Here is a 25782-nt window from a genome sequence, read left to right as displayed (position 1 = left end):
CCTGCCGGTTCTTAGAGCAGCCCGGAGGCGGCCAGGACCTCGCGCAGGGCGGCGACCTCGGCCTCCTCGGCCCGCACGAGGGGCAGGCGTAGGGCGGGGCTCGGCAGGCGTCCCTGGAGGTGCAGGGCCTCCTTGGCCATGACGGCCCCCTGCCCACCGCCCATGATGGCGTGCACGAGGGGGCGCAGGTTCCGGGCGAGGGTGCGGGCGCTGGCCAGGTCGCCGGCGTCGACGGCGCCGATCATCTGGCGCCAGGAGTGGGCGTCGGCGTGGGCGGCCACGGAGATGACGCCGGAGGCGCCGTGGGTGAGCCAGGCGAAGTTGAGGCCGTCGTCGCCTGAGTAGTACTCCAGGCCGGTGGACTCCATGCGGCGGAAGCCCTGCTCGACGTCGCCGGTGGCGTCCTTGACGGCCTTGACGCGGGGGTTCTCGGCCAGGCGGGCCAGGGTCTCCTCGGTGATCTTCACGCCGGTGCGCCCGGGGATGTCGTAGACCATGACGGGCAGGTCGGTGGCCTCCACGACGGCGTTGATGTGCCGGTAGACACCTTCCTGGCTGGGGCGGTTGTAGTAGGGGGCGTTGATGAGCAGGCCCTCGGCGCCGGCCTCCTGGGAGGCCACGCCGATGCGCACCGCGTGGGCGGTGTCGTTGGAGCCGGCGCCGGCCATGATCATGGCGCGGCCGGCCAGGGCGTCCTTGACCTGGCGGATCAGCTCCTGCTTCTCGGGAGTGTGGGTGGTCGGGGACTCACCGGTGGTGCCCGACAGGAGGATCAGGTCGGCGCCGTCGTCGACCAGGCTGACCGCCAGGGCTCGGGCGGCGTCGTAGTCGACCTCCCCACTGGGCGTGAAGGGGGTGACCATGGCGACGCCGACGGAACCGAAGCTGCGGGAGGGGGCTGCGCTCATGGCGCCACCCTAACGTGCACCCGGCCCGCCGAGGGGCTCATCTCATGATCTGTCTCATAGGTACCTCTCCGCTACCGGATGCGCTCAGGGACCCGGAAGGGCCGTCACTTAGGCTCGGTCCATGACCTCCTCGACCCCCGCGCCCGCATCGCCCTCATCGCCCTCCGGGAGCCGGGACGGCTCCGTCCTGGGCGCCGACCCGCTGGCCGGGCTGAACCCCGACATGGACGCGAACGCGCCGGTCCACCACTCCCACGGTGCTGACGACTGTGCGGAGCATGATCATGAAGGCCCCCAGACACCGGCAGGCTTCGTGCGCCCGGCCCGGATGGAGGACTTGATGGCGATCGGGCAGGTCCAGGCCGCCACCATGCTGGCCTCCCTGGAGGCCGGCCACACTGCCGAGCACGGTGCGCCACTGCCCCAGGGCGTGCGGGCGATGATCGCCGCCCCCGTCATCGCGGCAGGCTGGGAGGCGGCGGTGACCGAGCCGCCCTCGCCCGAGCACCACGTCCTGGTGGCTACCACCGCCCAGGCGGACGCTGCGAGCCGGACGGTGGTGGGCCTGCTGGGTCTGGCCCCCACCCAGTCCATGGACGCCGAGGGGCACGTCGACGAGGCCGGGGTGCAGGCCGTGGAGGTCACGGCCCTGGGCGTAGAGCCGGCCAGTCAGCGCCGCGGGCACGGCTCCCGGCTCCTGGCGGCGGCCGCGGACCTGGCCCGTCAGGACCGCGCCAGGGCGCTCGTGGCCTGGGCGGTGCGCGGGGACGAGTCGGTCAGCCGGCTCCTGAGCTCGGTGGGCATGGCGCCGACCGGGGCCCACCGGGTGCTCGGTGTCGGCGAGGGCATCACTGAGGACTGCTGGGCGGCCTCGCTGTAGGCCCCCAAGCGGCCACTGCAGCCTCTCCCCCGTCTCAGAGCTCGAGCAGGGAGTCCAGACCGATGGTCAGGCCGGGGCGGCTGGAGACCTGCCGGACGGCGAGGACCACGCCGGGCATGAAGGAGGCCCGGTCGAAGGAGTCGGTGCGGATGGTCAGCTGCTCACCGGGGTTGCCGAGCACGACCTCCTCGTGGGCGGTCAGCCCCCGCAGGCGCACGGCGTGGACGTGGACGCCGTCGACCACCGCACCGCGAGCGCCGTCGGGGTCGGTCTGGGTGGCGTCCGGCATGGCGCTCAGGCCCGCCTCGGCGCGGGCGGCGGCGATGCCCTGGGCGGTGGCGACCGCGGTGCCCGAGGGCGCGTCGACCTTGTTGGGGTGGTGGAGCTCGATGACCTCGGCGGACTCGAAGTAGGGGGCGGCTTTCGCGGCGAAGCTCATGGCCAGCACGGCGGACAGGGCGAAGTTCGGGGCGATGAGGACGCTGCGGCCGACGGCCTCGGGCCGGCCCAGGTGCTCACGGATGCGCCCGTAGGACTCCTCGTTCCAGCCGGTCGTACCCACGACGACGTCCACTCCGGCGTCGAGCAGGGCGTGGACATTGGCCTCGGTGACGCTGGGGACGGTGAAGTCGACGGCGACGTCGGCACCCGCCAGGTGCTCGGCGTCGAGGGCGTCCCCCACGTCCAGGCGGGCCACGAGCTCGAGGCCCTCGGCGTCCTGGACCGCCTGGCAGACGGTCGATCCCATGCGCCCGGCGGCGCCCACAACAGCTACGCGAATCGTCATGGCCCCACCCTAGCGACTGGCCCGCCCACCACGAGGTCACGTCCGCCTCCCGACACCGGCTCCAGTTGCCCAGCACCTGGACGTTCGGGATCCGCCTCAGGTGGGAGGCTGAATGCGTCGTCCCCCACGGGCAGCAGCCGGGAGTCGATCCGATCAAAGTCAGCAATCATGGTGGATGCTGAAGGCACTCCCACATCATCAGAAAGGGAACCGCTCGTGACTACAACCACGGAGCAAGAACCGGCCGCTGCGCCCCAGGCATTCTCCGAGGCACCCGGGACGAGGGTAGCGCTCGTCACCGGTGCCTCCTCCGGCATCGGCGAGGACACCGCCCGCAAGCTCCGGGCACTGGGCTACATCGTCTACGGCGCAGCCCGCCGTACTGACCGTCTCCAGGCCCTGACAGCCGACGATATCCGCCCGCTGGACATGGACGTGACCGACGACGCCTCCATGAGCGCCGGCGTCAACCGCATCCTGGAGGAGACCGGACGCATCGACGTTCTGGTCAACAACGCCGGCTACGGCTCCTACGGGGCCATCGAGGACGTCCCGCTCGACGAGGCCCGCCGCCAGTTCGAGGTCAACGTCTTCGGTCTGGCGCGCCTCACCCAGCTCATCACCCCGCACATGCGCACCCAGGGCTCGGGCACCATCATCAACATCTCCTCCATCGGTGGGAAGCTGACCACACCACTGGGCGGCTGGTACCACGCCACCAAGTACGCCGTCGAGGCCCTGAGCGACGCGCTACGCATCGAACTGTCTCCCTTCGGGATCGACGTCGTCGTGGTCGAGCCCGGCGGCATCCGCACAGAGTGGGCATCAATCGCCGCCGACCACCTGGAGGCCACGACCGAGGGCAGTGCCTACGCCGATCAGATCCGATCCGTGGCCGGAGCCATGCGCAGCGAGTCGAACCGGCGGCGCTACTCCCCGCCTGAGGTCATCGCCCGTACCGTCGGAAAGATCGTCACCGCCCGCCATCCCCGGACCCGCTACGCCGTGGGCTTCATGGCCAAGCCGCTCATTGCCGCGCGTCGGGTCCTGCCCGACCGCGCCTTCGATCAGCTCATCGGTGCCGCCTTCGGCTTCCGTCGCTGAGCGACGCTCAGGCCCACGCGGACCAGTAGCACCAGGGGCCGACGACTGGAATCAGCCCGTTGGTGTCCAGATCGGTGACAAAGGACCTTCAGCTTCCAGAGCACAGGCTGGAGAACCTTGGAATCATGCGGTTGCGCATCGGCTGGATGAGAGCGATCCGCGCCTTTGTCACCGATTTGGACATTCAGCCTCTCTTCTGACTCCTGCAGTGTTCGATGAGCGGGTCATGAGCCCCGTCGGTTGTCAGCAGCAGTCAGTCGACCGGGCCCACGAGGATGCGGGCGCGCTTCTGCTCCACCAGCCAGGCGGCCATCTCCCGGACCTCCTCGGGGGTGACGGCCTCCAGGCGGCGCAGGTTCTCCTCCATGGAGCGCAGGCGCCCGGTGACGACCTCGGCCCGCCCCAGGCGACCCATGCGCGCCAGGGAGTCCTCTCCCCCGAGGACCATGGCCCCGCGCAGCTGGCCGCGGGCACGCATCATCTCCCGCTCGGTGACGCCGTGCTCGGCGAGCTTCTCGAACTCGCCGATCATGACGGCGCACACCTCGTCGACGTCACCGGGCGCACAGCCCGCGTAGAGCCCGAAGGCGCCGGCGCCGGCGTAGGAGGTGTCGAAGGCGTAGGTGGTGTAGGCCAGGCCCCGCTTCTCGCGCACCTCCTGGAACAGGCGCGAGGACATGCCCCCTCCCAGGATGGTGGTGAGCACGCTCATGGCCCAGCGCCGCTCGTCGCGCACGGCGATGCCCTGGCAGGTCAGGTACAGGTGGGTCTGCTCGCTCTCGCGCGGGACGGTGATGTCGTGGACATCCAGGGGCGCGAAGGGCTCGATCTCGAAGCGGCGCTCGCGCGGGACGGCGTCGGGTGAGGCGTCCCAGCCAGCCGCGGCCAGATCGGCCAGGACCCGTTCGCAGACCTCGTCGTGGTCGACGGCGCCGGCGGCGGCCACCACGAGGGTGTCGGAGGCGTAGGTGCGCTTGTAGTGCTCCCACACGGCGTCGCGCGGAACCGCGGTGACCGTCTCGTTGGTGCCGCCGATGGGCCGGCCCAGCGGCGTGTCCTCACCGAAGGCGGCACGGGCGAAGGCCTCCTGGGCGACGTCGGCGGGGTCGTCGGCGGCGTCGGCCAGCTCGGAGACGATGACGCCGCGCTCGGTCTCGACGTCGGTCGGCTCCAGGAGGGAGGAGGTCACCATGTCGGCGAGCACATCGAGGGCCTGCATGCTGTCGGGGGCGAGCACGCGGGCGTAGTAGGAGGTGTGCTCCTTGGAGGTGGCGGCGTTGGACTCCCCGCCGATCATGTCGAAGGCCTCGGCGATGTCGTGGGCGTCGCGCGTGGCGGTGCCTTTGAACAGCAGGTGCTCCAGGAAGTGGGTGGAGCCCTCCTGGCCGGGCACTTCGTCGCGGCTGCCGACGCCGAACCACATGCCGATCGAGGCCGATCGCAGCCCCGGCACGGACTCGGTGATGACGCGCACCCCTCCGGGCAGGACGGAGCGGCGGGTGAGCGCACCGTCGTCGTGCAGAGTCAGCTCAGTGCCATCGCGGCCGGGCCGCCCGCGCCCGAGATCCACCTCGGCGTAGTCGGTCGGGCTCGAGGACTCCCCGGTCGCGGGGGTCGAGGAGGACTGAGAGGCCGCCTGCCGGGCTGATCCGGCGCGCATGTCTGGGTTGGTCACCCGCGAAGACTAGCGGGCGAGCGGGCCCACTGTCGTTCCCCTACCCGGCCGCGCCCTGCCGCGCGCAGCGAACGCCCTGCCCGATGACGACGGTGTCCCCGCCCGGCCCAGAGGACCGGACGGGGACACCGGAGAGATGTGTCAGTCGGCTAGGGCCGCTGAACGGGTCTCACTCCTCCTCGGAGGACTCGGCGCTGCGCATGCGGCGACGGCGCGGACGACGCTCGCGGCGCGGCTGCTCGCCGTCCTCGTCCTTGGCCTCGCGGCGAGAGCCGTTCTCACGGGAGGCCTTGCGGGAGGCCTCGCCCTCGGCCTCGGCGGCGAGCTGCTCGTCGGTGAGGACCGCGTGCAGGCTCAGCTTGCCGCGCTGGTCGATCTCGGCCAGCTCGACCTGAACCTTGTCACCCACGTTCAGGACGTCCTCGACGTTCTCCACACGCTTGCCGCCGACGAGCCGGCGGATCTGGGAGATGTGGAGCAGGCCGTCCTTGCCGGGGGTCAGCGAGACGAAGGCGCCGAAGGTCGTGGTCTTGACCACGGTGCCCACGAAGCGCTCGCCGATCTCGGGCATCTGCGGGTTGGCGATGGCGTTGACGGCGTCGCGGGCCGCCTCGGCCGAGGGGCCGTCGGAGGCGCCGATGTAGACGGTGCCGTCGTCCTCGACCGTCAGGTCCGCGCCGGTGTCCTCCTGGATCTGGTTGATCATCTTGCCCTTGGGGCCGATGACCTCACCGATCTTGTCCACCGGGATGCGCACGGCCAGGACGCGCGGGGCCGTGGGTGCCATCTCGTCGGGAGTGTCGATGGCCTGGGCCAGGACGTCGAGGATGAACAGGCGGGCGTCACGGGCCTGACCGAGTGCGCCGGCCAGCACCTCGGAGGGCAGGCCGTCGAGCTTGGTGTCCAGCTGGAGGGCCGTGATGAAGTCACGGGTTCCGGCGACCTTGAAGTCCATGTCCCCGAAGGCGTCCTCGGAGCCGAGGATGTCGGTGAGGGTGGCCCACTTGGTCTCGCCGTCGATGACCTCGTGCATGAGGCCCATGGCGATACCGGCCACGGGCGCGCGCAGCGGCACACCGGCGTTGAGCAGGGACAGGGTGGAGGCGCACACCGAACCCATGGAGGTCGAGCCGTTGGAGCCCAGGGCCTCGGAGACCTGGCGGATCGCGTAGGGGAAGTCCTCGCGAGTGGGCAGGACGGGCACGATGGCCCGCTCGGCCAGGTTGCCGTGGCCGATCTCGCGGCGCTTGGGGGCGCCCACGCGGCCGGTCTCTCCGGTGGAGAAGGGCGGGAAGTTGTAGTTGTGCATGTAGCGCTTGTGGGTGACCGGGGAGAGGTCGTCCACCTGCTGCTCCATGCGCAGCATGTTGAGGGTGGTCACGCCCAGGATCTGGGTCTCACCGCGCTCGAAGATGGCCGAGCCGTGCACGCGGGGCAGGACCTCGACCTCGGCGGCCAGGGTGCGGATGTCCTTCAGGCCGCGCCCGTCCATGCGCACGCCCTCGGTGAGGGTGCGGTGGCGCACGATCTTCTTGGTCACGGAGCGGAAGGCGGCCTTGAGGGCCTTGGTGTCCTCCTCGGTGGGGAAGGACTCGGCGAGCTCGGCCAGGACCTCGTCGCGCACGGCGTCGGTGGCCAGGTCGCGGGCCTGCTTGCCCTCGGTGGCGATGGCGTCGGCCAGGCCGTGGGCCTCGGCGGCCTTCTCGACGGCGTCGTACTGCTCGTCGGAGTAGTCCAGGTAGAGGGGGAACTCGGCGGTGGGCTTCGAGGCGTGCTGGGCGACCTCGAGCTGGGCCTCGCACAGGGCCTTGATGTGGGGCTTGGCGGCCTCCAGCCCCTCTGCGACGACGGCCTCGGTGGGGGCCACGGCCCCGGCGTTGATGAGCTCCCAGGCGTGCTCGGTGGCGCCGGCCTCGACCATCATGATGGCGACGTCGCCGGACTCCAGGACGCGGCCGGCCACCACCATCTGGAAGGTGGCGCGCTGCTGCTCGGAGTAGCGGGGGAAGGCCACCCAGTGCCCGTCGATGAGGGCCAGGCGGGTGCCGGCCACGGGCCCGGAGAAGGGCAGACCGGCGATCTGGGTGGACATCGAGGCGGCGTTGATGGCCAGGACGTCGTAGTCGTCGTCGGGGTGGATGGCCAGGACGGTCTCAACGACCTGGACCTCGTTGCGCAGGCCCTTGACGAAGGAGGGGCGCAGCGGGCGGTCGATGAGGCGGCAGGCCAGGATGGCGGCGGTGCCGGCGCGGCCCTCACGGCGGAAGAAGGAGCCGGGGATGCGACCGGCGGCGTACTGGCGCTCCTCGACGTCCACAGTCAGGGGGAAGAAGTCGAACTGGTCCTTGGGGTGCTTGCCCACGGTGGTGGCTGACAGGACGGCGGTCTCACCGTCGAGGTAGGCCATGGCGCTTCCGGCGGCCTGCTTGGCCAGGCGGCCCGTCTCGAAGCGCACCACGCGCTTGCCGAAGGAGCCGTTGTCGATCACTGCCTCGGCGGCGGTGACCTCGGGGTCGTCAATGAACATGAAGTCTCTTTCTCGCGATCGTCGTGCCGGGTCCGTGGCCTTCGATCGAGGCCCACGGAGCCGAGTCCTGCCACACGCAGATCTCCATGATCCAACGGCGCGAGCGCGGTTCCGGAGGCCACCACCGAAAACCGACGGGGCCAGCCGCTCCCCGGGTCTCTTCCCGGAGGCGGACTGCGACTCCCCCCGTACTCCTGGTCGGCTCACACGCTGGGAGAGCATCGAAGAACCGTGGCGAGTACCCGAGGGCGCAGCCGCGCAGATTCTATCGTGCGCGGCCTCATGATGCCGATCAGCGCCACCGGATGCCACGTGAGATGGGACGCGCGGAACCGTTGACTTCCTGGACCGGGCTCGCCCGATCGTGACAGAGTGGTGACCAACGGCAGGACGAAGCAGTCCTGTCTCGTTTCTTCTCAGGAGTGTCAACGATGACCCACCGCATGATCTTCAATCAGACCGGCTACTTCGGCAGGGGCGCGATCGCCCATATCGCCCCCGAGATCACCCGCCGGGGCCTGACCAAGGCCTTCATCGTCACCGACCCGGTCCTGGCCGACAACGGCACCGCCGCCCGTATCACTGACCTGCTCGACGAGGCCGGCATCGGCTGGGAGGTCTTCTCCGACGTCGCCCCCAACCCGCCGATCGAGAAGGTCCAGGCCGGTCTGGCCGCCTTCCGCGCCTCGGGCGCCGACGTGCTCATCGGCCTGGGCGGGGGCTCGCCCCAGGACACGTGCAAGGCGATCTCCGTCATCGCCACCAACCCCGACTTCGAGGACGTGCTGAGCCTGGAGGGCCTGTCCCCCACCACCAGGCCGGGCGTGCCGATCATCGGCGTGCCCACCACCGCCGGTACGGCCAGCGAGACCACCATCAACTACGTCATCACCGACACCGCCAAGCAGCGCAAGTTCGTGTGCGTCGACCCCCACGACATCCCGGTCCTGGCCATCGTGGACCCCGACCTCATGGACGGCATGCCCCGCTCACTCAAGGTCGCCACCGGGCTGGACGCCCTCACCCACGCCATCGAGGGATACATCACGCCGGGTGCGTGGGAGCTCTCCGACGCCCTGTGCCTGCGTTCCATCCAGATGATCGCGGCGAACCTGCGGGCCGCTGCCGACGGGGACGCCGACGCCGTCGAGCAGATGGGCCTGGCCGCCTACATCAACGGCATGGCCTACTCCAACGTCGGGCTCGGCCTGGTCCACGGCATGGCCCACCCTCTGGGCGGGCGCTACAACGCCCCGCACGGGGTCGCCAACGGGATCCTCCTGGCACCGGTCATGGCCTTCAACGCCGAGCACACCGGGGAGAAGTATCGCGATATCGCTGAGGCCTTCGGGGTCGAGGGGGCCCAGACGATGCCACTGGAGGAAGCGCGCTCCGCGGCCGTGGAGGCTGTGGCCGAGCTGACGCGGGAGCTGGGCAACCCCACCCGGCTCTCCGAGGTCGGAGTGGAGGCCGACGGCATCGAGGCCCTGACCGACGATGCCTTCGCCGACGTGTGCACGCCGGGCAACCCACGCCCTGCGACCCACGAGGACATCAAGGCGCTCTACACCTCACTGCTCTGAGCGTAGGCGAAGCGTCCCGGAAACGCCGTGCGGCCCGGCTCCCCTTACAGGGTGCCGGGCCGCACGGCTCGAGGCTGTCAGCGCGCTCAACGGCGGATGCCGAGGCGGGCGATGAGGGCACGGTAGCGCTCGATGTCCTCCTTCATGAGGTAGTCGAGCAGGCGACGGCGCTTACCGATGAGCAGGTAGAGGCCGCGACGCGAGTGGTGGTCGTGGGCGTGGCCCTTGAAGTGCTCGGTGAGGTTGGAGATGCGCTCGGTGAGGATGGCGACCTGGACCTCCGGGGAGCCCGTGTCACCCTCGTGGGTGGCGTACTCGGCGATGATCTCTTGCTTGCGCTCTGCGGTAACCGACATGCGGACTCCTTCGGGTCTCGTTGCACGGAGCGCCGGGGCAGGTTCTCCCGGGCATGAGGTATCCGTGGCCGATCGACGGCCCGCCAACCTTACCAGCGCCGCTTCCCTCCATTCACGTCAGAGGCTGTGCGAACCGGCACAATTGCAGGTCTGAAGCGGGATGTCGTTCGGGCTCGACGACGAGCGCCCCGCGATGGCCCCGCCCCGCCCCCAGAGCTACTGCGCGGTGACGTCCTCGGGACGGATCGGCTCGGGGACCGGCACTCCCAGAATCCGGGCGGTGTCCTCGATATCGGCACGCATCTGGACCAGGAGCGGGTCCAGTCCGTCGAAGGCGAGCATGGGGCGCAGGCGCTCAATGAGCTCGATCCCCACCTCCTCGCCGTAGAGGTTGAGGTCGGCACGTCCCAGGACGTGGGCCTCGACCGTGCGCTGGGGGACGTCATCGAAGGTGGGATTGGTTCCGATCGAGATGGCGGCGGGCAGCCGCTGGACGTCGCCTTCGTCTGCGCAGCCGCGAATCAGCCAGCCGGCGTAGACCCCGTCGGGCGGCACGACGCCGGCGGTGGCGGCCTCCAGGTTGGCGGTGGGGAACCCGAGCTCGCGGCCGCGGCGCAGGCCTCGCACGACGATGCCGCGCAGCCGGTGGGGACGACCCAGGACCTGGCTTACCTGCCCCATGTCCCCGTCCTTGAGGCACTGGCGGATCCACGTCGAGGACCAGCGCCGCCCCTCGTCGGAGCGGATGGTGGAGACGATCTCCACCTCGAAGCCGTCGTCGTGACCGATTTGCTCCAGGGTGGCGGCGTCCCCGGAGTTGCGCCAGCCGAAGCGAACGTCGTCGCCGACGACGACCGCGCGGGCCCCGAGCAGCTCCTCCAGCCAGGTGCGCACGAAGTCCTGCGGGCTCTGGGCGGCGAAGTCGAGGGTGTAGGTGATGACCAGGACCGCGTCGAGACCAAGGTCCTTGAGAGAGGCCAGGCGGTCGGTCAGGGAGGCGATGAGGGGCAGGTCGGCCTCGGGCTGGTGGACGCTGCGGGGGTGGGGGTCGAAGGTGACCGCGACGGCCAGGGGCCGCCGGCCGTCGCCGGCGAGCTCGTCGGCCAGCTCGACGACACGTCCCAGGACCGCCTGATGCCCGCGGTGGACGCCGTCGAAGATGCCCATCGTGACCACCGCACCCGGTCCTTCCGGAGCGCTCAGGCTCGCTGGCACCTGCTCGGCGCCGTACCAGACCTCCACTGTCGCTGTTCCTGCTCTCATCGGCCCGTGGGGCGCACCGCGCCCTGTCTGCATCCGCATCCGCACGCTCCCGCCCACCCCGCCGGGTCGGGAGAGGTGCTTGCGCGGGACAACCCTGCCACGGGGGCGCCGCCGGATGCGAACCAGCCACCCTCGACACGCCTTGACGCGTTTCGACCGTCAGTCTATTCTCAATACCGACTGCCAGTCGATTAGCGTTAAGAACCGTTCCCTCACCTGGGAAAGAGCCCGCAAGACCGAGGACAGACTCCAAGGAGGCTGCTGTCATGCTGATGCGACTTCTCAAGGCGGACCTGGCGCGCGGCGCCGTTGTGGCCGCTACCCTGACCGCCCTCATCGCCCTGGCGGCCACACTGATGTCGGCCGGGACGTCCCTGGTGGTGGACAGCCTGTCGGCGACGCAACGGCTCTCGCAGCGGGCCAAGCTGCCGGACCTGGTGCAGATGCACTCCGGCCGGATCGACGACCGCGACCTGCAGGCGATCGAGACGTGGATGCAGGCGCGCAGCGAGGTCACCGACCACGAAGTCATCAAGAGCCTGCCGGTTGCGCGCCAGGAGCTGTCCATCGACGGTGTCAACCAGTCCGAGTCCTACAACGAGCCTGCCTTCGTCACCTCCCCCAAGCAACTCGACCTCCTGCTCGACGACGATGGCAACCCCGTCAGCCCGGGGCCGGGAGAGGTGGTCCTGCCGATCCACTACCGGGCGATCAAGAGCGCCGAGGTCGGTGACACCGTGACCGTCAGCAGCGGCGGCAAGACAACGACCCTGACCGTTGTGGGATTCGCACGCGACGCCCAGATGAATGCCGCCATGATCCCCTCCAAGCGCCTGGTGGTCTCGCCAGAGGACTTCTCCGCCCTGGAGCAGCAGATCACCGAGCCCGAGTACCTCATTGAGATGGCCCTGACCAGCTCCGCCCGTCCCGGCGGCGTCATCGACGCCTACAAGGAGGCGGGTCTGCCCAGTAACGGCATCAACGTCAACGCCTCGATGATCCAGTTCATGAACTCACTCAACGCCATGCTCATCGTGGCCGTGGCCCTGGTGGTGGCGATCATTCTGGCGGTTGTCGCCGTCCTCGCCCTGCGCTACACGGTGCTCGCCGCCGTCGAGACGGACCTGGCCCAGATCGCGGTGCTCAAGGCCATCGGGGCACCACTGAGGCGGATACGCCGCCTCTACGTGGCCAAGTACCTGGCTCTGTCAGCACTGGGGGCGACCCTGGGCTACGTGGCAGGCCAGCCCCTGGCTGCCGCCCTGGAGGCCCCGACGACCCTCTACCTGGGTCGGCCCCCGACAACCCTGTGGAGCGTGGGACTGCCGATCCTCACGGTGCTGGGTCTGGCACTCGGAGTCATCGGCTTCACCTGGTTGGCCCTGCGGCGCATCGGCCATATCTCGGCCATCGAGGCCCTGCGCAGCGGCACCAGCGCCTCCCTGCGCCCGCGCCGGCAGCACTGGAGACTGACATCCCTTCGCCGCCTCCCGGTTCAGGCATGGCTCGGGGCGCGCGAGGCGCTGCGCCCCTCCAATGCCCTGATGCTCGGTGTCCTGGCGCTGTGCACCTTCACCATGGTGCTGCCGTCGAATGTCTCCTCCACCCTGAACGACCCCCGTGTGGCCACCTACCTGGGGGCCGGTCGGGCCGATCTACGCATCGACGTGCGCGCCGGGGTCCAGGACCTGGCCGCCGTTGAGAAGGCCGTCGACTCCGACCCTCGCGTCACCCGGCACGCCACCATGCTGCGCCGCAACTACAAGATGTCCACGGCCGCCGGCGGTTGGGAGACAGCGCTCATCGATATCGGGGACCATGAGGCCTTCCCTATGGAGTACCTCTCCGGGCGCGCTCCCGCCACCGACGACGAGGTCGCCCTGTCCTACAGCCAGGCCCAGGACGCGGGCGCCAAGGAGGGATCCACGGTCACCGTCAAGACCGCCGACGGCGACAAGGACCTGACGGTCACGGGTGTCTACCAGGACATCACCAATAATGGGCACACCGCCAAGGCCACCTTCGACGACGGTACCCCCGCGCTGTGGCAGATCGTCTACGCCGACGCCGGCTCCCCCCAACAGGCCAGTGCCCTCGCCAAGCAGCTGAGCGGCCAGTACCCGGGGATCCAGGCAATCAGCATGAATCAGTACGCCGCCCAGTTCTTCGGGGCCACCGGCTCCCAGGTCCGCGTCGTCACCACGCTGGCCTGCGTCATCGCGCTGGGGCTGTCCTTCCTCATCACGATGCTGTTCACCGTCCTCATCGTCTCACGGGAGCGGCCTCAGATCGGCGTCCTGATGGCGCTGGGGTGCACCAGGCGGGCCGTTGCGGGGCAGTACCTCATCCGTTTCGGCCTCCTGGCGCTGGTGGGGACCGCCCTGGGGCTCCTGGGGGCCTCCACTCTGGGCAGCCCCGCGATCGGGACGGTCATGGCCTCGCGCGGAGCCCCCGACCTTCAGCTCCTTCCCAACTGGTGGCTGGTCGGACTCGTCCTGCCGGGGGCACTGCTGGCCACCGTCGTCGGCGCCGTCGCCCTGGCACTCAGACGCTTGCGCACCATGCCCCTGACCATGACCCTGACCACCGGCGAGTAAGGAGAGACAGAATGCGCGCCTCCACCCCATCGGGCTCTTCAATGCGCACCGGCTCAGCAGCCGGGCAATCGGCTCTGCGGGCCCAGCACCTGACCAAGAGCTACCACTCCCCCGTTCTGCGAGACCTCGACCTGGATGTCGCGCAGGGGCAGTTCGTCGCCATCATGGGGCCCTCCGGGTCCGGGAAGTCCACCCTCCTGCACTGCCTGAGCGGTATGGACCGGCCCGATGCCGGCTCGGTGCTCCTGGGCGGCCAGGACATCACGAGCCTGAGTGAGAAGGAGCTGGCGGCGCTACGACTGACGCGTTTCGGATTCGTCTTCCAGCAGACGCACTTCATGACCACCCTGTGCCTGCTGGACAACATCGTCCTGCCCGGGTTCCTGGCGGGTCTGCGCCCGCGCCCCGAGGTCACGGCGCGCGGAGAGGAGCTGATGGGGCGCATGGGGATCGCCGAGCTGGCCGCCAGCGGCGTCACCGAGGTCTCCGGAGGCCAGCTGCAGCGCGCCGGCATCTGCCGGGCCCTCATCAACGACCCCGGGATCGTCTTCGCCGACGAGCCCACCGGAGCGCTCAACTCCGCCACCGCGCTGCAGATCCTCGACCTGCTCGGGGAGATTCACGCCTCGGGAACGACTCTGGTCATGGTCACCCACGACACCCAGGTGGCGGCCCGGGCCGACCGCGTCCTGGTGCTCGTGGACGGGCAGATCACGGAGGACCTGGCCCTGGGCCGATACGTGGAGGCTGAGGGGCCCTCACGCCTGACGACGGTCACCGAGGCCCTCCAGCACCACAGCGTGTGACGGGCCGGTTCAGTGGCCTCCGCAGCCGCAGCCGCCACCGCTCGAGGCGGAGGCGGAGACATCGCGCAGGCCCAGCAGGTTGCCGGCCTTGTGCCCGGGGGTGATGCCCTGCGGCGCGGCCGCCCCCAGCGCCGTCGTCACCGCTGAGGCGATCGCGACGGCGTCGACGTTCTCCGGGGAGGTCTGTGCGGGCTCCGGCCGGTAGCCCTCTCCCACCGGCTGGGCGACTGCGGGAGCGGCGGCCCGCTCGTCCTGCTCATTGCGCTTGCCGTGCCCGCCGCATCCGCAGCGGCACCCGCCGGTCTGGCTCATCATGTCTCCTCACGGAAAGGTACTCATCGTGTGTGCTCTCGCCGGACGGGCCGGCGGCCCGTTGTACGCGTCTCAGGCCGGGTCCAGGACCAGCACCGGGCGCGCACGTGGGCCCTGGTGCCTCAACAGTGCCACGAGGCGCCCACTGGGAGCGAATCCGGCCACGACGCGTTGCTCGGCTGCCCCTTGGGTGGTCGGCGGTCGCCTGCCGCCGGGGGCCTCGGCCCGCTCCAGGACCCTCGCGTCGAGAGGCTGACCGTAGCGCAGTGCGCGCGCCTCCTCCTCCGTGAGGACCAGCTGCTCGAAGCAGCGCCGGGCGACCTCCTCCAGCGGAACCGTAGCGACCCCGCGAGGCTCGGTGGCGGAGGCATCGGCCTCAACCTGCTCGGACAGGTCCTCCAGGGTGCGGGCCTCGTCGATGCCGAAGGGGCCGACTGCGGTGCGCCGCAGCGCGGTCAGATGAGCCCCGCAGCCCAGTGCCCGCCCCAGGTCCCGGGCCAGGGCGCGCACGTAGGTGCCTGAGGAGCAGGAGACAAGGATGTCGACGTCCACGGCCTCCACCGTGCCTCCGCCATCGGTCTGGGGACCGTCGACGTCGACGATCGCCTTTCGGGGCCCTCCTGCCAGGCGCAGCTCGTGGATGGTGACAGGCCTGGCCCGCAGCTCGACGTCCTGCCCGTCTCTGACTCGCTTGTAGGCTCGCACGCCGTCGACCTTGATGGCGGAGACCGCACTGGGCACCTGCTGGATCTGTCCGGTCAACCCCGTCAGCACCTCCTGGAGGCGGTCCTCGGGAAGGTCGTCGATCCGGCAGCCGCGGGCTTGGGTGATCTCCCCGTCGGCATCCTCCGTCGTGGTCTCCGCCCCCAGACGGATGGTGGCCTCGTAGGTCTTGTCAGCCCCCACCAGGTAGGTGAGGAACCGAGTGGCGCGCCCGATGCCCAGCAGCAGCAGGCCGGTGGCCATGGGGTCGAGGGTGCCGGCATGCCCCACCTTGCGGGTGGCGGCCAGGCGGCGGGTGGCGCCGACGACGTCGTGGCTGGTCAGCCCTTGGGGCTTGTCCACCACAAGGATCCCGTCGGAGGCCGGGACGGCACCGCGAGCGACGTCGGGGCGACGACGTACGCGGTCGTGGCCGCTATCGCGACCGGACAGCCCCACCGGCTCAGCCCACTCGGAGGCGTTCACAGGCCCTCGGCATCCGTTGCGGATTCCTGATCGGTCTCCTCGGCCTCCGGGGCGCCGTCCTCGGTCTGCTCGTCATGACGGTAGGGGTCGGCGTCACCGGCGTAGGTGGCCCCCTCAGCGACCTTGGCGATCTGAGCGTCACGCACCCGGGCCTGAGCCAGGGCGTCCTCCAGGGTCTTGGCTGTGGTGGGAAGGGCGTCGAGCTGGAAGGACAGTGAGGGGGTCAGGCGGATACCGAGGGCCTTGCCCACCTCGGAGCGGATGAGTCCCTTGGCTGAGCGCAGCGCCTTGGCCGTCTCCTCGCGCTCCTCATCGCTGCCGTAGACGGTGTAGAAGATGGTCGCCTGCTGCAGGTCGCCGGTGACACGGACGTCGGTGACGGTGACGAAACCCAGGCGCGGATCCTTGATACGCCCCTGAAGGAGGCGGGCGACGGTCTCATGAATGCGGTCGGCGACCTTGCGGGCGCGGGCGGCGTCGGCCATGGCAGGGCTCCTTCACGTGCGGGGGCCGGGTCTGTGAGGCCCAGGACTGAGCGATCGGGACCGATCTCGGCGCGCCGTCCTCACCCGCGAAAGAGCGAGACCTTCCGAGGCAGTCCAGTGCGCCTCACTATGCTACGCGGAGCAGCGACGCGGCCACCGCCGCCATCCCCGAGCGCGAACGGATCAGGAACAGATCACAATGAGCTCCTCCCCCAGTGCATCCTCCTTGGAACCTGAAGCCTCCGCGACGCCGGGCTCTCCGGCAGGCGCCCGGGGGCCCGCGTCGGCCTCCGGGGTGCTTGACGGTACCGGGATGGCCCTGGTCATCGGCTGCTACACCCTCTGGGGCGCCTTCCCTCTCTACTTCCACCTGTTGTCCGCGGCCGGCAGTGTGGAGATCATCGGTCACCGGATCGTGTGGACCCTGGGCACCTGTCTGACGCTCATCGTCGCGCGCCGCCGTTGGGCAAGCCTTGCCCGCGTCTGCCGCACGCCCCGACTGCTGGGGGCGCTGACCGCCTGCGGACTCCTGGTGTCGGTCAACTGGCTCGTCTACGTCTACGGCGTCAACACCGCACGCACGGCCGACGCGGCCCTGGGCTACTTCATCAACCCGCTGGTGACGGTGGCACTGGCCTCGCTGGTGCTGCGCGAGCGCCTGCGGCCGGCGCACCGGGTCTCGCTCGCGCTGGCGGGCGTCGCCGTGGCCCTCCTGGTGGTGCTCCAGGGCTCGTTGCCGTGGATCTCCCTGGTACTGGCCTTCTCCTTCGCCCTGTACGGACTGGTCAAGAAGAGGATCGGCCCCGAGGTGGACGCTCTGAGCGGGCTTGCGGTGGAGAGCGCCGTCGTGTCTCCCCTCGCGCTCGCCTACCTGGGTCACATGGCCTGGCAGGGGCAGTCGGTCTGGCAGGCCCCCGACCAGGGCTGGCAGATGATGGTGCTGCTCGTGGTGGCCGGCCCGGTCACGGCCGTGCCCCTGCTGCTCTTCGCAGCAGGGACCAGGCGGGTGCCGTTGTCGGTGGTGGGAATGAGTCAGTACATCGCGCCGACCATCCAGTTCCTGCTGGCCTGGGGCGCCTTCCATGAGCGGATCCTGCCGGCCCGCTGGGCAGCCATGGTGCTGGTGTGGGCGGCGGTTGCGGTCTTCATCGGTGACGCGGTGCGCCAGCTCATTCGCCGTCCTCGTCCTCGTCAGCGTCCGGCAGAGCGACCTGGGAGCCGAAGCGCTCCAGGAGCGGGCCGATGATGTCCATCGGCAAAGGGAAGACAACCGTGGAGTTCTGGTCGGCGCCGAGTTCCAGAAGGGTCTGCAGGTAGCGCAGCTGGAGGGAGGCCGGAGACTTGGAGAGTGTGTCCGCCGCCTGGCGCAGCTCCTCGGAGGCCTGGAGCTCACCGCGGGCATTGATGATCTTGGCGCGGCGCTCGCGCTCGGCCTCGGCACCGCGGGCCATGGCCCGCTGCATCTGCTCGGGGATCTCCACGTCCTTGATCTCAACGACGCTGACCTCCACGCCCCAGGGCTCGGTGAGCTTCTCGATGATGTCGCGCAAGTCGGCGTTCAGGGCGCTGCGGTGGGCGAGCACGGTGTCCAGGTCGACCCGGCCCAGGACGGATCTCAGTGTGGTCTGCGCGATCTGGGAGGTGGCGATCGCGTAGTTCTCCACTGCCATGACGGCTTTGACAGGGTCGGTGACGTTGAACAGGACGACGGCGTTGACGCGCGCCGGCACATTGTCCTCAGTGATGACCTCCTGGGGCGGAATGGTCAGGGTGACCACTCGGGTGTCGACCCGCACCAGGCGCTCGAGGAAGGGGACGACCAGATGCAGACCGGGTTCGTAGACGGGTCGTAGTCGCCCCAGCCTGAAGACGATGCCCCGCTCGTACTGGGTGATGATCTTGAGAGATAGTGCCAGGGCGAGTAGGACGAGGACGGCCAGGGCCACGATGGCGGTGGTGAGAGTAGTCATGGAGGGTCCTTCAGGAGGGTGAGTCGAAGCGGCTCAGTGGTGGGGCCGGATCATCTGCTTGTGGTGTCGGTGGCCTCGTTCCACACCGAGGACCATGAGCGCCGGGCTCCGCCGCGAGCACCATCGCCGACATCGACAGAGCCGAGCTCGGCGCCGGTGACCGGGACTCGCTTGCGGGTGCGCAGGGCGGTGACGCGACGCAGCTCGGGCTCTGCGGAGGCGGCAGTCCCGCTGTCCGCCTTCCCGGCGCCGTCGGAGTCGGCAAGGAAGGGGACGCGCACGGTCCGCCCCGTTGCTGCCGCACGAGCCTGAGCGGCGGCGATCGCCTCGGCCGCCTCACGCACTGAGCGGTAACCCGAGGGGCGTGAGGAGATCGTCACTGGCACCGGCCCGGTTGAGGCGGCGCTCGCCGAGCGACGGACCTCCTCGGCCTCGAGGTACTCCTTGGAGCCGACGTGGGGCAGGTGGGCCGGCGCGTTGTCGGGGGTGTTCCACAGATGGCGGGCCAGCGGCAGGACTCCGGCGACAATGACGACGACGGTCGTCGTGCCCAGGACGATGAGGTCGCCGGTGGCGTGAAAGGCCATCATGAGCAGCATCGGAATGAAGACACCGACGCAGGTGATGACCAGGCCCACACCGCGATGGAAGCGTCCGGCGTCGGAGTAGGGCCACGGGTCGACGGGCCGGGTGATCTCCCGCGGACCGGGGGTGGGCGAGCAGCTGTCCTTGGACGGACAGCGCCCGCAGATAGCATGAGCCCCCTCGTAGCGGATGACGCGCTTATCCGGGTCGAAGGCGGTGGGCCAGAGCCACTGGTCCTCGTGGCACCTCCAGCCGTCGACGTCGTCGTGGTACATGAAGTCCGAGTGCCGCCAGGACATCGAGTGCCGGGCGCTGCGCGAGCCGAGGACGTCCACGACCCACCCAGCGGCCAGCATGATGAGCGCGTAGGCGGAGACGAGCCATACGCTCAGGTCGGGTGAGTCCATCAGTCGTTCAGCTCCGCGCGCTCACCACGCCAGGCTTTGCGCCCACCCTGGATCTCCTCGTAGAGGGCGTCCTCGGCGAAGGTGTCCACCGTCCGTCCACGACGCCAGTTCCTCAGTCCCAGGAAGGCGATGTAGAGGTAGGGCAGGACTCCGCCGATGATGAAGATGAGGTCTCCGGGCATCCGCCCCCACTCGATGATCGTGTTGACCGAGTTGGTGACGTAGGTGAGCTGGCGGGCCTCGAAGTAGCCAGTGCCCACCGAGTAGCGCAGCTGGAGGATGCCCAGCGGTAGCAGGGTGGCGAAGCACATCCAGGCCAGGCCGATGTTGAGGCTCCAGAAGGAGGTCTTGGCGAGTCTCTCGGGCCACTTGTCGGCCGGCACCAGGTAGCGCAGGGCGAACATTCCCAGCGCCAGCGCCATGAAGCCGTAGACGCCCATCATGGAGGCGTGGGCGTGGTTGGCCGTCAGCGCGGTCCCGATCTCGTAGTAGGACACGATGGGCAGGTTGACCAGGAAGCCGAAGACACCGGCCCCTAGGAAGTTCCAGAAGCCGACGGCCATGAGGAACATGACGGCCCAGCGGTGCGGGAAGGGGCCCGCCTCCTTGCCGTGGCGGTTGGCGCCCAGCTGCATGAAGGCCCATGCCTCCACCGTCAGGAAGGTCAGGGGGATCACCTCGGCGGCTGAGAAGAAGGCGCCCAGGGCCATGTGCTCCACCGGCGTGCCGGAGAAGTAGAGGTGGTGCATGGTGCCGATAACGCCGCCTGCGGAGTACAGGATGATGTCCATGAAGATGATGCCCAGCGCGATCCTCTCCCGGACGACGCCCAGGAGGACGAACACGTAGGCGACCATGACGGTGGTGAACAGCTCGAGGAAGTCCTCGACCCACAGGTGCACCACCCAGAAGCGCCAGAACTCGGCGACGGTGACGTGGGTACCGGTGCGCGCCATCATCCCCACGGCGTAGAAGGCGGGGATAGCCAGGGCTGCGAACATGAACAGCCAGGGCATGTTCGCCACGTGCTCGTTGCTCAGGCGCGACCGCATGGCGCGCCAGATGATGAACACCCAGACGAACAGGGCCAGGGTGAGCAGCACCTGGAAGACGAAGGGAAGGTCGAGATACTCCCACTGCTGGGAGAACAGCGGCCCCTTGGCCCAGCTCAGGCCGTGCTGGCTGGCGCCCTCCGCCAAACAGGACAGGACGACGACGACCGTGGCCGCGATGAACAGGGTCCACACCAGCACGTGCTGCTTCTTCGGCTCGCGCCTGGCGATGAACGGGGTCAGGAACAGGCCGGCCGCGAGCAGCCCGATGGCGGTCCAGAACAAGGAGAGCTGGACGTGCCAGGTGCGGGCCAGGGAGAAGGGCAGGAGCCGGCCCAGGTCGAGGCCGAAGAACGACAGCACATCGGCCCGGTAGTGCTCGGCCAGGGCTCCCAGGAGCGTCTGGACGAGGAACAGGGCGGCGATGGTGAAGACGTACCAGGCAACCACCCTCTGCGACTTGGTCAACCCGATCTCCTCGGGTTGTCGGAAGGACAGGGCCGGAGCCTCCTCGGAGTGCCAACCGATCCTCCGACTCCAGCGGCCGTAGATGGCGAACATGGCCCCGGTTCCACCGATGAGGACGATCAGCGACAGGACCGACCAGATCATGAGGTCACCGGTGGGCGCGTTGCCGACCAGGGACTCGGCAGGCCAGTTGTTCGTGTACGAGTAGTCGTGACCCGGGCGCTGCGCAGACGAGCCCCAGGCGGTCCAGCCGAAGAAGGCCGTCACCTGCTTGACCTGGACGGGATCAGTGATGAGATCCGGCTTGAGGCCGTGGCTGTGGGCGTCGGGCCCGAACATCTTGGTGTAGTGGCCGACGGCCTCGTTGTAGGCCTTGACCTGCTCATTGGTCCACACCAGGGTTCCCGTGGAGGGGTCGTAGCGGTTGGTCCGCAGCATCTCCTTGGTGGCGGCGGCCGGGTCATCGACCCCCTGGGCCGTGAGCTGCTCCTTGACGCTCGTGGCCTCCATGCGGAGGTACTCGGCAGTGAAGTCGGGGCCGAGGTAGCCGCCGTGCCCCAGGATGGAGCCGTACTCCATGAGCCCTCTGGCCTGGAAGAGCTTCTGCCCCTCGGTGATGTCCTGCGTCGTGAAGACGGTCTCGCCGCTCTCGGTGACCACCCTCTGCGGCTGCGGCATGGAATTGGTGTAGGTGCGATAAGCCAGCAGGCCCATGACGGTGAATCCGAAGAGCATGACCAGGGCGACACCCTGGATCCACCCCTTGCCGATGAGGCGGGCTCGCCGGGAATCCGTCCCTTCAGTCACGGCAGCCGATGACATGAGATTACCTCCGTGTATCTCAGGAGACGGCGGACGTCTTCCGCGTCCCACCAGTCACCGTACAAGTCTCACGAAGCCTGCTAGCGGAACGATCCGTGGCCCCTCCGTCGATATACCGACCGATTGGTCGCATTTCATCAGATTCTCTCCGTCTGTATTCAACACGTGGAACGACGCGACCGCGATGGTGTCACATTTTTTAACAAGTTTTTCATTACTTATTTAAACAAGGTTTACCTAACTTCTACCCGGTCGCACCCAACCCCTTGATCACGACATCTTGTCACTACCCCCTATATAGAACCGAGAAGGAGCAGTACAATTAGTTCACACGGCAAGTTTGTCACCCTCGTTCGTTAGTAAGGCACGACGATGTCTCTTCTGCCCCTAGCCGCACAGACCGCCAACGACGTCGCCCAGCAGTGCGTCGACACCGAGACCTTTCCGCTGTGGCTGCGAGTCACCCACTTCATCAACTTCCTCCTCATGGGCGTCCTCATCCGCTCCGGTATCGAGATCATCGCCTCGCACCCGCGCTTCTACTTCAAGGACCAGTGCGAGCCCGGCTCCGAGTGGATCCGGTTCACCAAGGACAAGGTGCCACTCGAGGAGGGCGCCTTCACCGCCCGGGACGACCAGCGAGACCTCTCCCCCGTGTTGTCCCTACCCGGTCGAGCCAAGATCGGACTGGGGCGCGCCTGGCACGGGACAGCCACCAGCTTCTGGCTGCTCAACGGCGTCGTGTATGTCGCCTTCCTCGTGGGCACTGGGGCGTGGCGGCGTCTGGTTCCGACGACGTGGCAGATCCTGCCCGACGCCTGGGACTCCCTGCTGACCTACGCGCACCTGCGCACCCCGTCCCTGTGCGACTTCACCCCCTACGACAGCCTTCAGCAGCTGGGGTACTTCTTCATCGTCTTCATCGCCGCTCCGCTGATGATCGTGACGGGGCCGGTCATGTCTCCGGCCGTCGTCGGGCGCTTCCCCTGGTACGCCAAGATGTTCGGTGGCCGCCAGGCCGCTCGCTCCCTGCACCTGATCGGAATGTTCATCTACCTGGGCTTCGCCGTCGTCCACGTGGGCCTGGTGTTCATCGTTCACGCTCCTCACAACCTCACCCACCTCGTCTTCGGCTCCTACGACCCCAACCGGGTGGGCCAGGCCTACGTCACCGTGATCGTGACGATCGTCGTCGTTGTGGCGCTGTGGATCGCCATGTCCTACTGGACGCTGACGGACACTCGCCGCAGCCAACGGATCCTGTGGGACGCAACGCGGGGAATCCGCGGTGTCACGGTGGACCGTTTCAACTCGCAGCAGGCGGCCAAGAAGCCATGGACGGAGAAGGACATCTCCAAGTTCCACTGGGTCAACACCCGCACCCCCTCACGGGAGGAGTCCCCGGAGTACCAGAAGCTGGCGGCTAACGACTTCACCGACTTCCGCCTCGAGGTGGGTGGCATGGTCTCGGCACCGGCGTCCTTCTCCCTGGCGGAGCTCAAGGCGATCTCCAGCCAGTCACAGATCACCATGCACACCTGCATGCAGGGATGGACGGGTATCGCCAAGTGGACGGGGATCCGTGTGAGAGACCTGCTCGAGCAGGTCGGTCAGATCGATCCCGAGGCCGGATGGGTGATGTTCGAGTCCTTCGGCATGGCCCAGAGCATGCACGACGGACGCCCGGTCGAGCCGTACTACACGTGCCTGTCTCTGGACATGGCCCTTGAGGATGACACGATTCTGGCCTGGGACCGCAATGACGAGCCGCTGTCAGGCATGTTCGGCGCTCCACTGCGCCTGCGCTGCGAGACGAGCCACGGCTACAAGATGATCAAGTGGGTCCGGTCGGTGACGTTGATCCGTCACTACAGCGAGGTCGGCGACGGCATGGGCGGGACCCGCGAGGACTCCGGGTACCAGGACGTCAACGCGCGCATCTGACGTCCTCACGGCACTGGATCATCCTCGTAAAGACAGTCGACGCGAGCCCATCACTGATGATGGTGGCCGGCCACCCGAGTGCGGGGTGGCCGGCCACCATCGATGAACGCGGTCGCGCTCAGTCGCGAGGCTTCTCGCGCATCTCCCAGGTCTCGATGACGTCGCCCTCGGCGAGGTCCTTGTAGCCCAGGTTGATACCGCACTCGTAGCCCTCGCGGACCTCGGTGACGTCGTCCTTCTCGCGGCGCAGCGTCTCAATGGACAGATCGCCGTTGATGACGACGCCGTCGCGCACCAGACGGGCCTTGGCGCCCCGCTTGATGATGCCCGAGCGGACGATGGAGCCGGCGATGGAGCCGAACTTCGAGGAGCGGAAGATCTGCCGGATCTCGGCTGTGCCGAGCTCGACCTCCTCGTAGACGGGCTTGAGCATGCCCTTCATAGCGGCCTCGACGTCCTCGATCGCGTTGTAGATGACCGAGTAGAACTTCATGTCGACGCCCTCGCGGTCGGCGATCTCCGAGACGCGCTCGGCGGGCCGGACGTTGAAGCCGATGATGACGGCGGAGTCCACCGTGGCCAGGTTGACGTCGTTCTGCGTGATAGCACCCACGCCGCGGTGGATGACGCGCAGAGCGACCTCCTCGCCGACGTCGATCTTGAGCAGGGAGTCCTCCAGGGCCTCGACCGCACCCGAGCTGTCGCCCTTGAGGATGAGGTTGAGGGTGTCGACCTTGCCCTCCTTGAGGACGTCGGTGAGGTTCTCCAGGGAGACCCGCTTGCGGCGCTTGGCCAGCATGGCGGCGCGCTCGGCGGCCTCACGCTTGTCGGCGATCTGGCGGGCCGTGCGGTCGTCGGGGGCGACGATGAAGGAGTCGCCGGCGCTGGGCACGTTCGTCAGTCCCAGGACCAGGGCCGGACGTGCGGGTCCGGCCTCAGTGAGGTTCTCCCCGTGCTCGTTGAACATGGCGCGCACACGCCCGTAGGCGCTTCCGGCCACGATCGGGTCACCGACCCTCAGCGTGCCGCGCTCGACCAGGATGGTGCTCACGGCACCGCGCCCCTTGTCGAGCTTGGCCTCGATGGTGACACCTCGGGCCTCGGTCTCCGGGTTGGCCCGCAGGTCCAGAGCGGCGTCCGCGGTGAGCAGGACGGCTTCGAGGAGCTCGTCGATGTGGAGACGCTGCTTGGCGGAGATATCCACGAACATCGTCTCGCCGCCGTACTCCTCGGGGACCAGCCCGTACTCAGTGAGCTGGCCGCGGATCTTGTCCGGGTTGGCGCCCTCCTTGTCGATCTTGTTGACCGCCACGACGATCGGCACATTGGCCGCCTGGGCGTGGTTGAGGGCCTCGACGGTCTGGGGCATGACGCCGTCATCGGCGGCCACGACGAGGATGGCGATGTCGGTCACCTCGGCACCGCGGGCACGCATGGCCGTGAAGGCCTCGTGACCAGGGGTGTCGATGAAGGTGATCGGGCGCTCCTCGTCGTTCAGGTTGACGCGCACCTGGTAGGCGCCGATGGACTGGGTGATGCCCCCGGCCTCGCCGGCGACGACGTCGGTGGAGCGAATGGCGTCCAGCAGCTTGGTCTTACCGTGGTCGACGTGACCCATGACCGTGACCACCGGGGGCCGAGGCATGAGGTTGGCGTCGTCCTCGTCGGGCTCGAGGTCGATGTCGAAGGACTCCAGGAGCTCACGGTCCTCATCCTCGGGTGAGACGATCTGGACGTTGTAGCCCAACTCGGCACCCAGGAGGGCGAAGGTGTCCTCGTCGAGGGACTGGGTGGCCGTGGCCATCTCACCGAGGTGGAACAGGACGGTCACCAGGGCCGCGGGATTGGCGTTGATCTTCTCGGCCAGGTCCGTGAGCGTGGCCCCCTGGCGCACGCGCACCGGGGTGGAGCCGTCACCGCGCGGGACGATGACACCGCCGATCGACGGCGCGCTCTGCTGCTCGAACTCCTGACGCTTGGCCCGCTTGGACTTGCGTCCCCGCGGAGCGCCGCCGCCGCGCCCGAAAGCGCCCTGGGTGGAACCGCGACCACCGCGACCACCG

At 68.8% G+C, this 25782-nt stretch carries 20 protein-coding genes; 7 read left to right on the top strand and 13 right to left on the bottom strand.

Going from position 1 to position 25782, the window contains the following annotated elements:
- Window positions 1-11: 11 nt before the first annotated feature.
- On the bottom strand, window positions 12-908 hold the full coding sequence (dapA, locus tag RIV12_RS05410; RefSeq protein ID WP_309322719.1) for a 4-hydroxy-tetrahydrodipicolinate synthase: 897 nt from the start codon (window positions 906-908) through the stop codon (window positions 12-14).
- Window positions 909-1029: 121 nt separating this feature from the next.
- On the opposite strand from dapA, the gene RIV12_RS05405 reads away from it, so the two are divergent.
- Window positions 1030-1788, top strand: a complete 759-nt coding sequence (locus tag RIV12_RS05405) for a GNAT family N-acetyltransferase (RefSeq protein ID WP_309322717.1) — start codon at window positions 1030-1032, stop codon at window positions 1786-1788.
- 34 nt (window positions 1789-1822) lie between these two features.
- On the opposite strand, the gene dapB is transcribed toward RIV12_RS05405, so the two are convergent.
- On the bottom strand, window positions 1823-2575 hold the full coding sequence (gene dapB / locus RIV12_RS05400; protein WP_309322715.1) for a 4-hydroxy-tetrahydrodipicolinate reductase: 753 nt from the start codon (window positions 2573-2575) through the stop codon (window positions 1823-1825).
- Window positions 2576-2791: 216 nt separating this feature from the next.
- On the opposite strand from dapB, the gene RIV12_RS05395 reads away from it, so the two are divergent.
- Entirely contained in the window at window positions 2792-3679 is an 888-nt protein-coding gene (locus RIV12_RS05395; RefSeq protein ID WP_309322713.1) for an oxidoreductase, read from the top strand.
- Between the two features lie 253 nt (window positions 3680-3932).
- Here RIV12_RS05395 and RIV12_RS05390 read toward each other — a convergent pair whose 3' ends face one another.
- Together RIV12_RS05390 and RIV12_RS05385 are read right to left on the bottom strand one after the other, a co-directional pair.
- Entirely contained in the window at window positions 3933-5339 is a 1407-nt protein-coding gene (locus RIV12_RS05390) for a M16 family metallopeptidase (RefSeq protein WP_309322791.1), read from the bottom strand.
- A 184-nt stretch (window positions 5340-5523) separates the two neighbouring features.
- Window positions 5524-7881, bottom strand: a complete 2358-nt coding sequence (locus RIV12_RS05385) for a polyribonucleotide nucleotidyltransferase (RefSeq protein WP_309322711.1) — start codon at window positions 7879-7881, stop codon at window positions 5524-5526.
- A gap of 431 nt (window positions 7882-8312) precedes the next feature.
- Here RIV12_RS05385 and fucO point away from each other — a divergent pair, with 431 nt between their 5' ends.
- Window positions 8313-9464: a lactaldehyde reductase gene (fucO, locus tag RIV12_RS05380; protein WP_309322709.1), complete on the top strand. Its 1152-nt coding sequence runs from the start codon at window positions 8313-8315 to the stop codon at window positions 9462-9464.
- A gap of 86 nt (window positions 9465-9550) precedes the next feature.
- Here fucO and rpsO read toward each other — a convergent pair whose 3' ends face one another.
- A complete protein-coding gene (gene rpsO, locus RIV12_RS05375) occupies window positions 9551-9820 on the bottom strand; it encodes a 30S ribosomal protein S15 (RefSeq protein ID WP_010613637.1) in 270 nt (89 codons plus the stop codon).
- 216 nt (window positions 9821-10036) lie between these two features.
- Window positions 10037-11062: a bifunctional riboflavin kinase/FAD synthetase gene (locus RIV12_RS05370; RefSeq protein WP_309322790.1), complete on the bottom strand. Its 1026-nt coding sequence runs from the start codon at window positions 11060-11062 to the stop codon at window positions 10037-10039.
- A 287-nt stretch (window positions 11063-11349) separates the two neighbouring features.
- On the opposite strand from RIV12_RS05370, the gene RIV12_RS05365 reads away from it, so the two are divergent.
- Together RIV12_RS05365 and RIV12_RS05360 are read left to right on the top strand one after the other, a co-directional pair.
- On the top strand, window positions 11350-13680 hold the full coding sequence (locus RIV12_RS05365; protein ID WP_309322707.1) for an FtsX-like permease family protein: 2331 nt from the start codon (window positions 11350-11352) through the stop codon (window positions 13678-13680).
- Between the two features lie 11 nt (window positions 13681-13691).
- Window positions 13692-14486, top strand: coding sequence for an ABC transporter ATP-binding protein (locus tag RIV12_RS05360; protein WP_309322705.1), 795 nt, complete (start codon window positions 13692-13694; stop codon window positions 14484-14486).
- A gap of 9 nt (window positions 14487-14495) precedes the next feature.
- Here the strand turns inward: RIV12_RS05360 and RIV12_RS05355 are convergent, their stop codons facing one another.
- From RIV12_RS05355 to rbfA, 3 genes are all read right to left on the bottom strand, one after another.
- Window positions 14496-14798 carry a hypothetical protein gene (locus RIV12_RS05355; RefSeq protein WP_075418920.1) on the bottom strand — a complete coding sequence of 101 codons (303 nt, stop codon included), beginning with the start codon at window positions 14796-14798 and terminating at the stop codon, window positions 14496-14498.
- 72 nt (window positions 14799-14870) lie between these two features.
- Window positions 14871-15986, bottom strand: coding sequence for a tRNA pseudouridine(55) synthase TruB (truB, locus tag RIV12_RS05350; RefSeq protein WP_081380133.1), 1116 nt, complete (start codon window positions 15984-15986; stop codon window positions 14871-14873).
- A complete protein-coding gene (rbfA, locus tag RIV12_RS05345) occupies window positions 15983-16471 on the bottom strand; it encodes a 30S ribosome-binding factor RbfA (protein WP_075418921.1) in 489 nt (162 codons plus the stop codon). Before rbfA ends, truB begins: the two co-directional genes overlap by 4 nt.
- Before the next feature lie 199 nt (window positions 16472-16670).
- Between rbfA and rarD the strand changes: the two genes are divergently transcribed.
- Window positions 16671-17717: an EamA family transporter RarD gene (rarD, locus tag RIV12_RS05340; RefSeq protein WP_309322702.1), complete on the top strand. Its 1047-nt coding sequence runs from the start codon at window positions 16671-16673 to the stop codon at window positions 17715-17717.
- Here rarD and RIV12_RS05335 read toward each other — a convergent pair.
- From RIV12_RS05335 to RIV12_RS05325, 3 genes are read right to left on the bottom strand one after another with little or no spacing between them, the layout of a single operon-like run.
- On the bottom strand, window positions 17641-18441 hold the full coding sequence (locus RIV12_RS05335) for a slipin family protein (protein ID WP_075418923.1): 801 nt from the start codon (window positions 18439-18441) through the stop codon (window positions 17641-17643). The two genes, rarD and RIV12_RS05335, sit on opposite strands and share 77 nt — an antisense overlap.
- 50 nt (window positions 18442-18491) lie before the next feature.
- The gene (locus RIV12_RS05330; RefSeq protein WP_309322700.1) at window positions 18492-19433 is read right to left on the bottom strand and encodes a hypothetical protein; all 942 of its coding nucleotides are present in this window, start codon (window positions 19431-19433) and stop codon (window positions 18492-18494) included.
- Window positions 19433-21775, bottom strand: coding sequence for a nitric-oxide reductase large subunit (locus tag RIV12_RS05325; RefSeq protein WP_309322698.1), 2343 nt, complete (start codon window positions 21773-21775; stop codon window positions 19433-19435). The genes RIV12_RS05330 and RIV12_RS05325 overlap by 1 nt, the downstream gene beginning before the upstream one ends.
- 372 nt (window positions 21776-22147) lie before the next feature.
- Between RIV12_RS05325 and RIV12_RS05320 the strand changes: the two genes are divergently transcribed.
- Window positions 22148-23719: a molybdopterin-dependent oxidoreductase gene (locus RIV12_RS05320; protein WP_309322696.1), complete on the top strand. Its 1572-nt coding sequence runs from the start codon at window positions 22148-22150 to the stop codon at window positions 23717-23719.
- Between the two features lie 118 nt (window positions 23720-23837).
- On the opposite strand, the gene infB is transcribed toward RIV12_RS05320, so the two are convergent.
- Window positions 23838-25782, bottom strand: a 1945-nt coding sequence (gene infB / locus RIV12_RS05315; protein ID WP_309322694.1) for a translation initiation factor IF-2, incomplete at its 5' end; no start/stop codon positions are given.

This window comes from Actinomyces stomatis (assembly GCF_031292835.1).
Taxonomy (GTDB): domain Bacteria; phylum Actinomycetota; class Actinomycetes; order Actinomycetales; family Actinomycetaceae; genus Actinomyces; species Actinomyces stomatis.
This window is presented reverse-complemented; position numbering and strand designations above follow the sequence as displayed.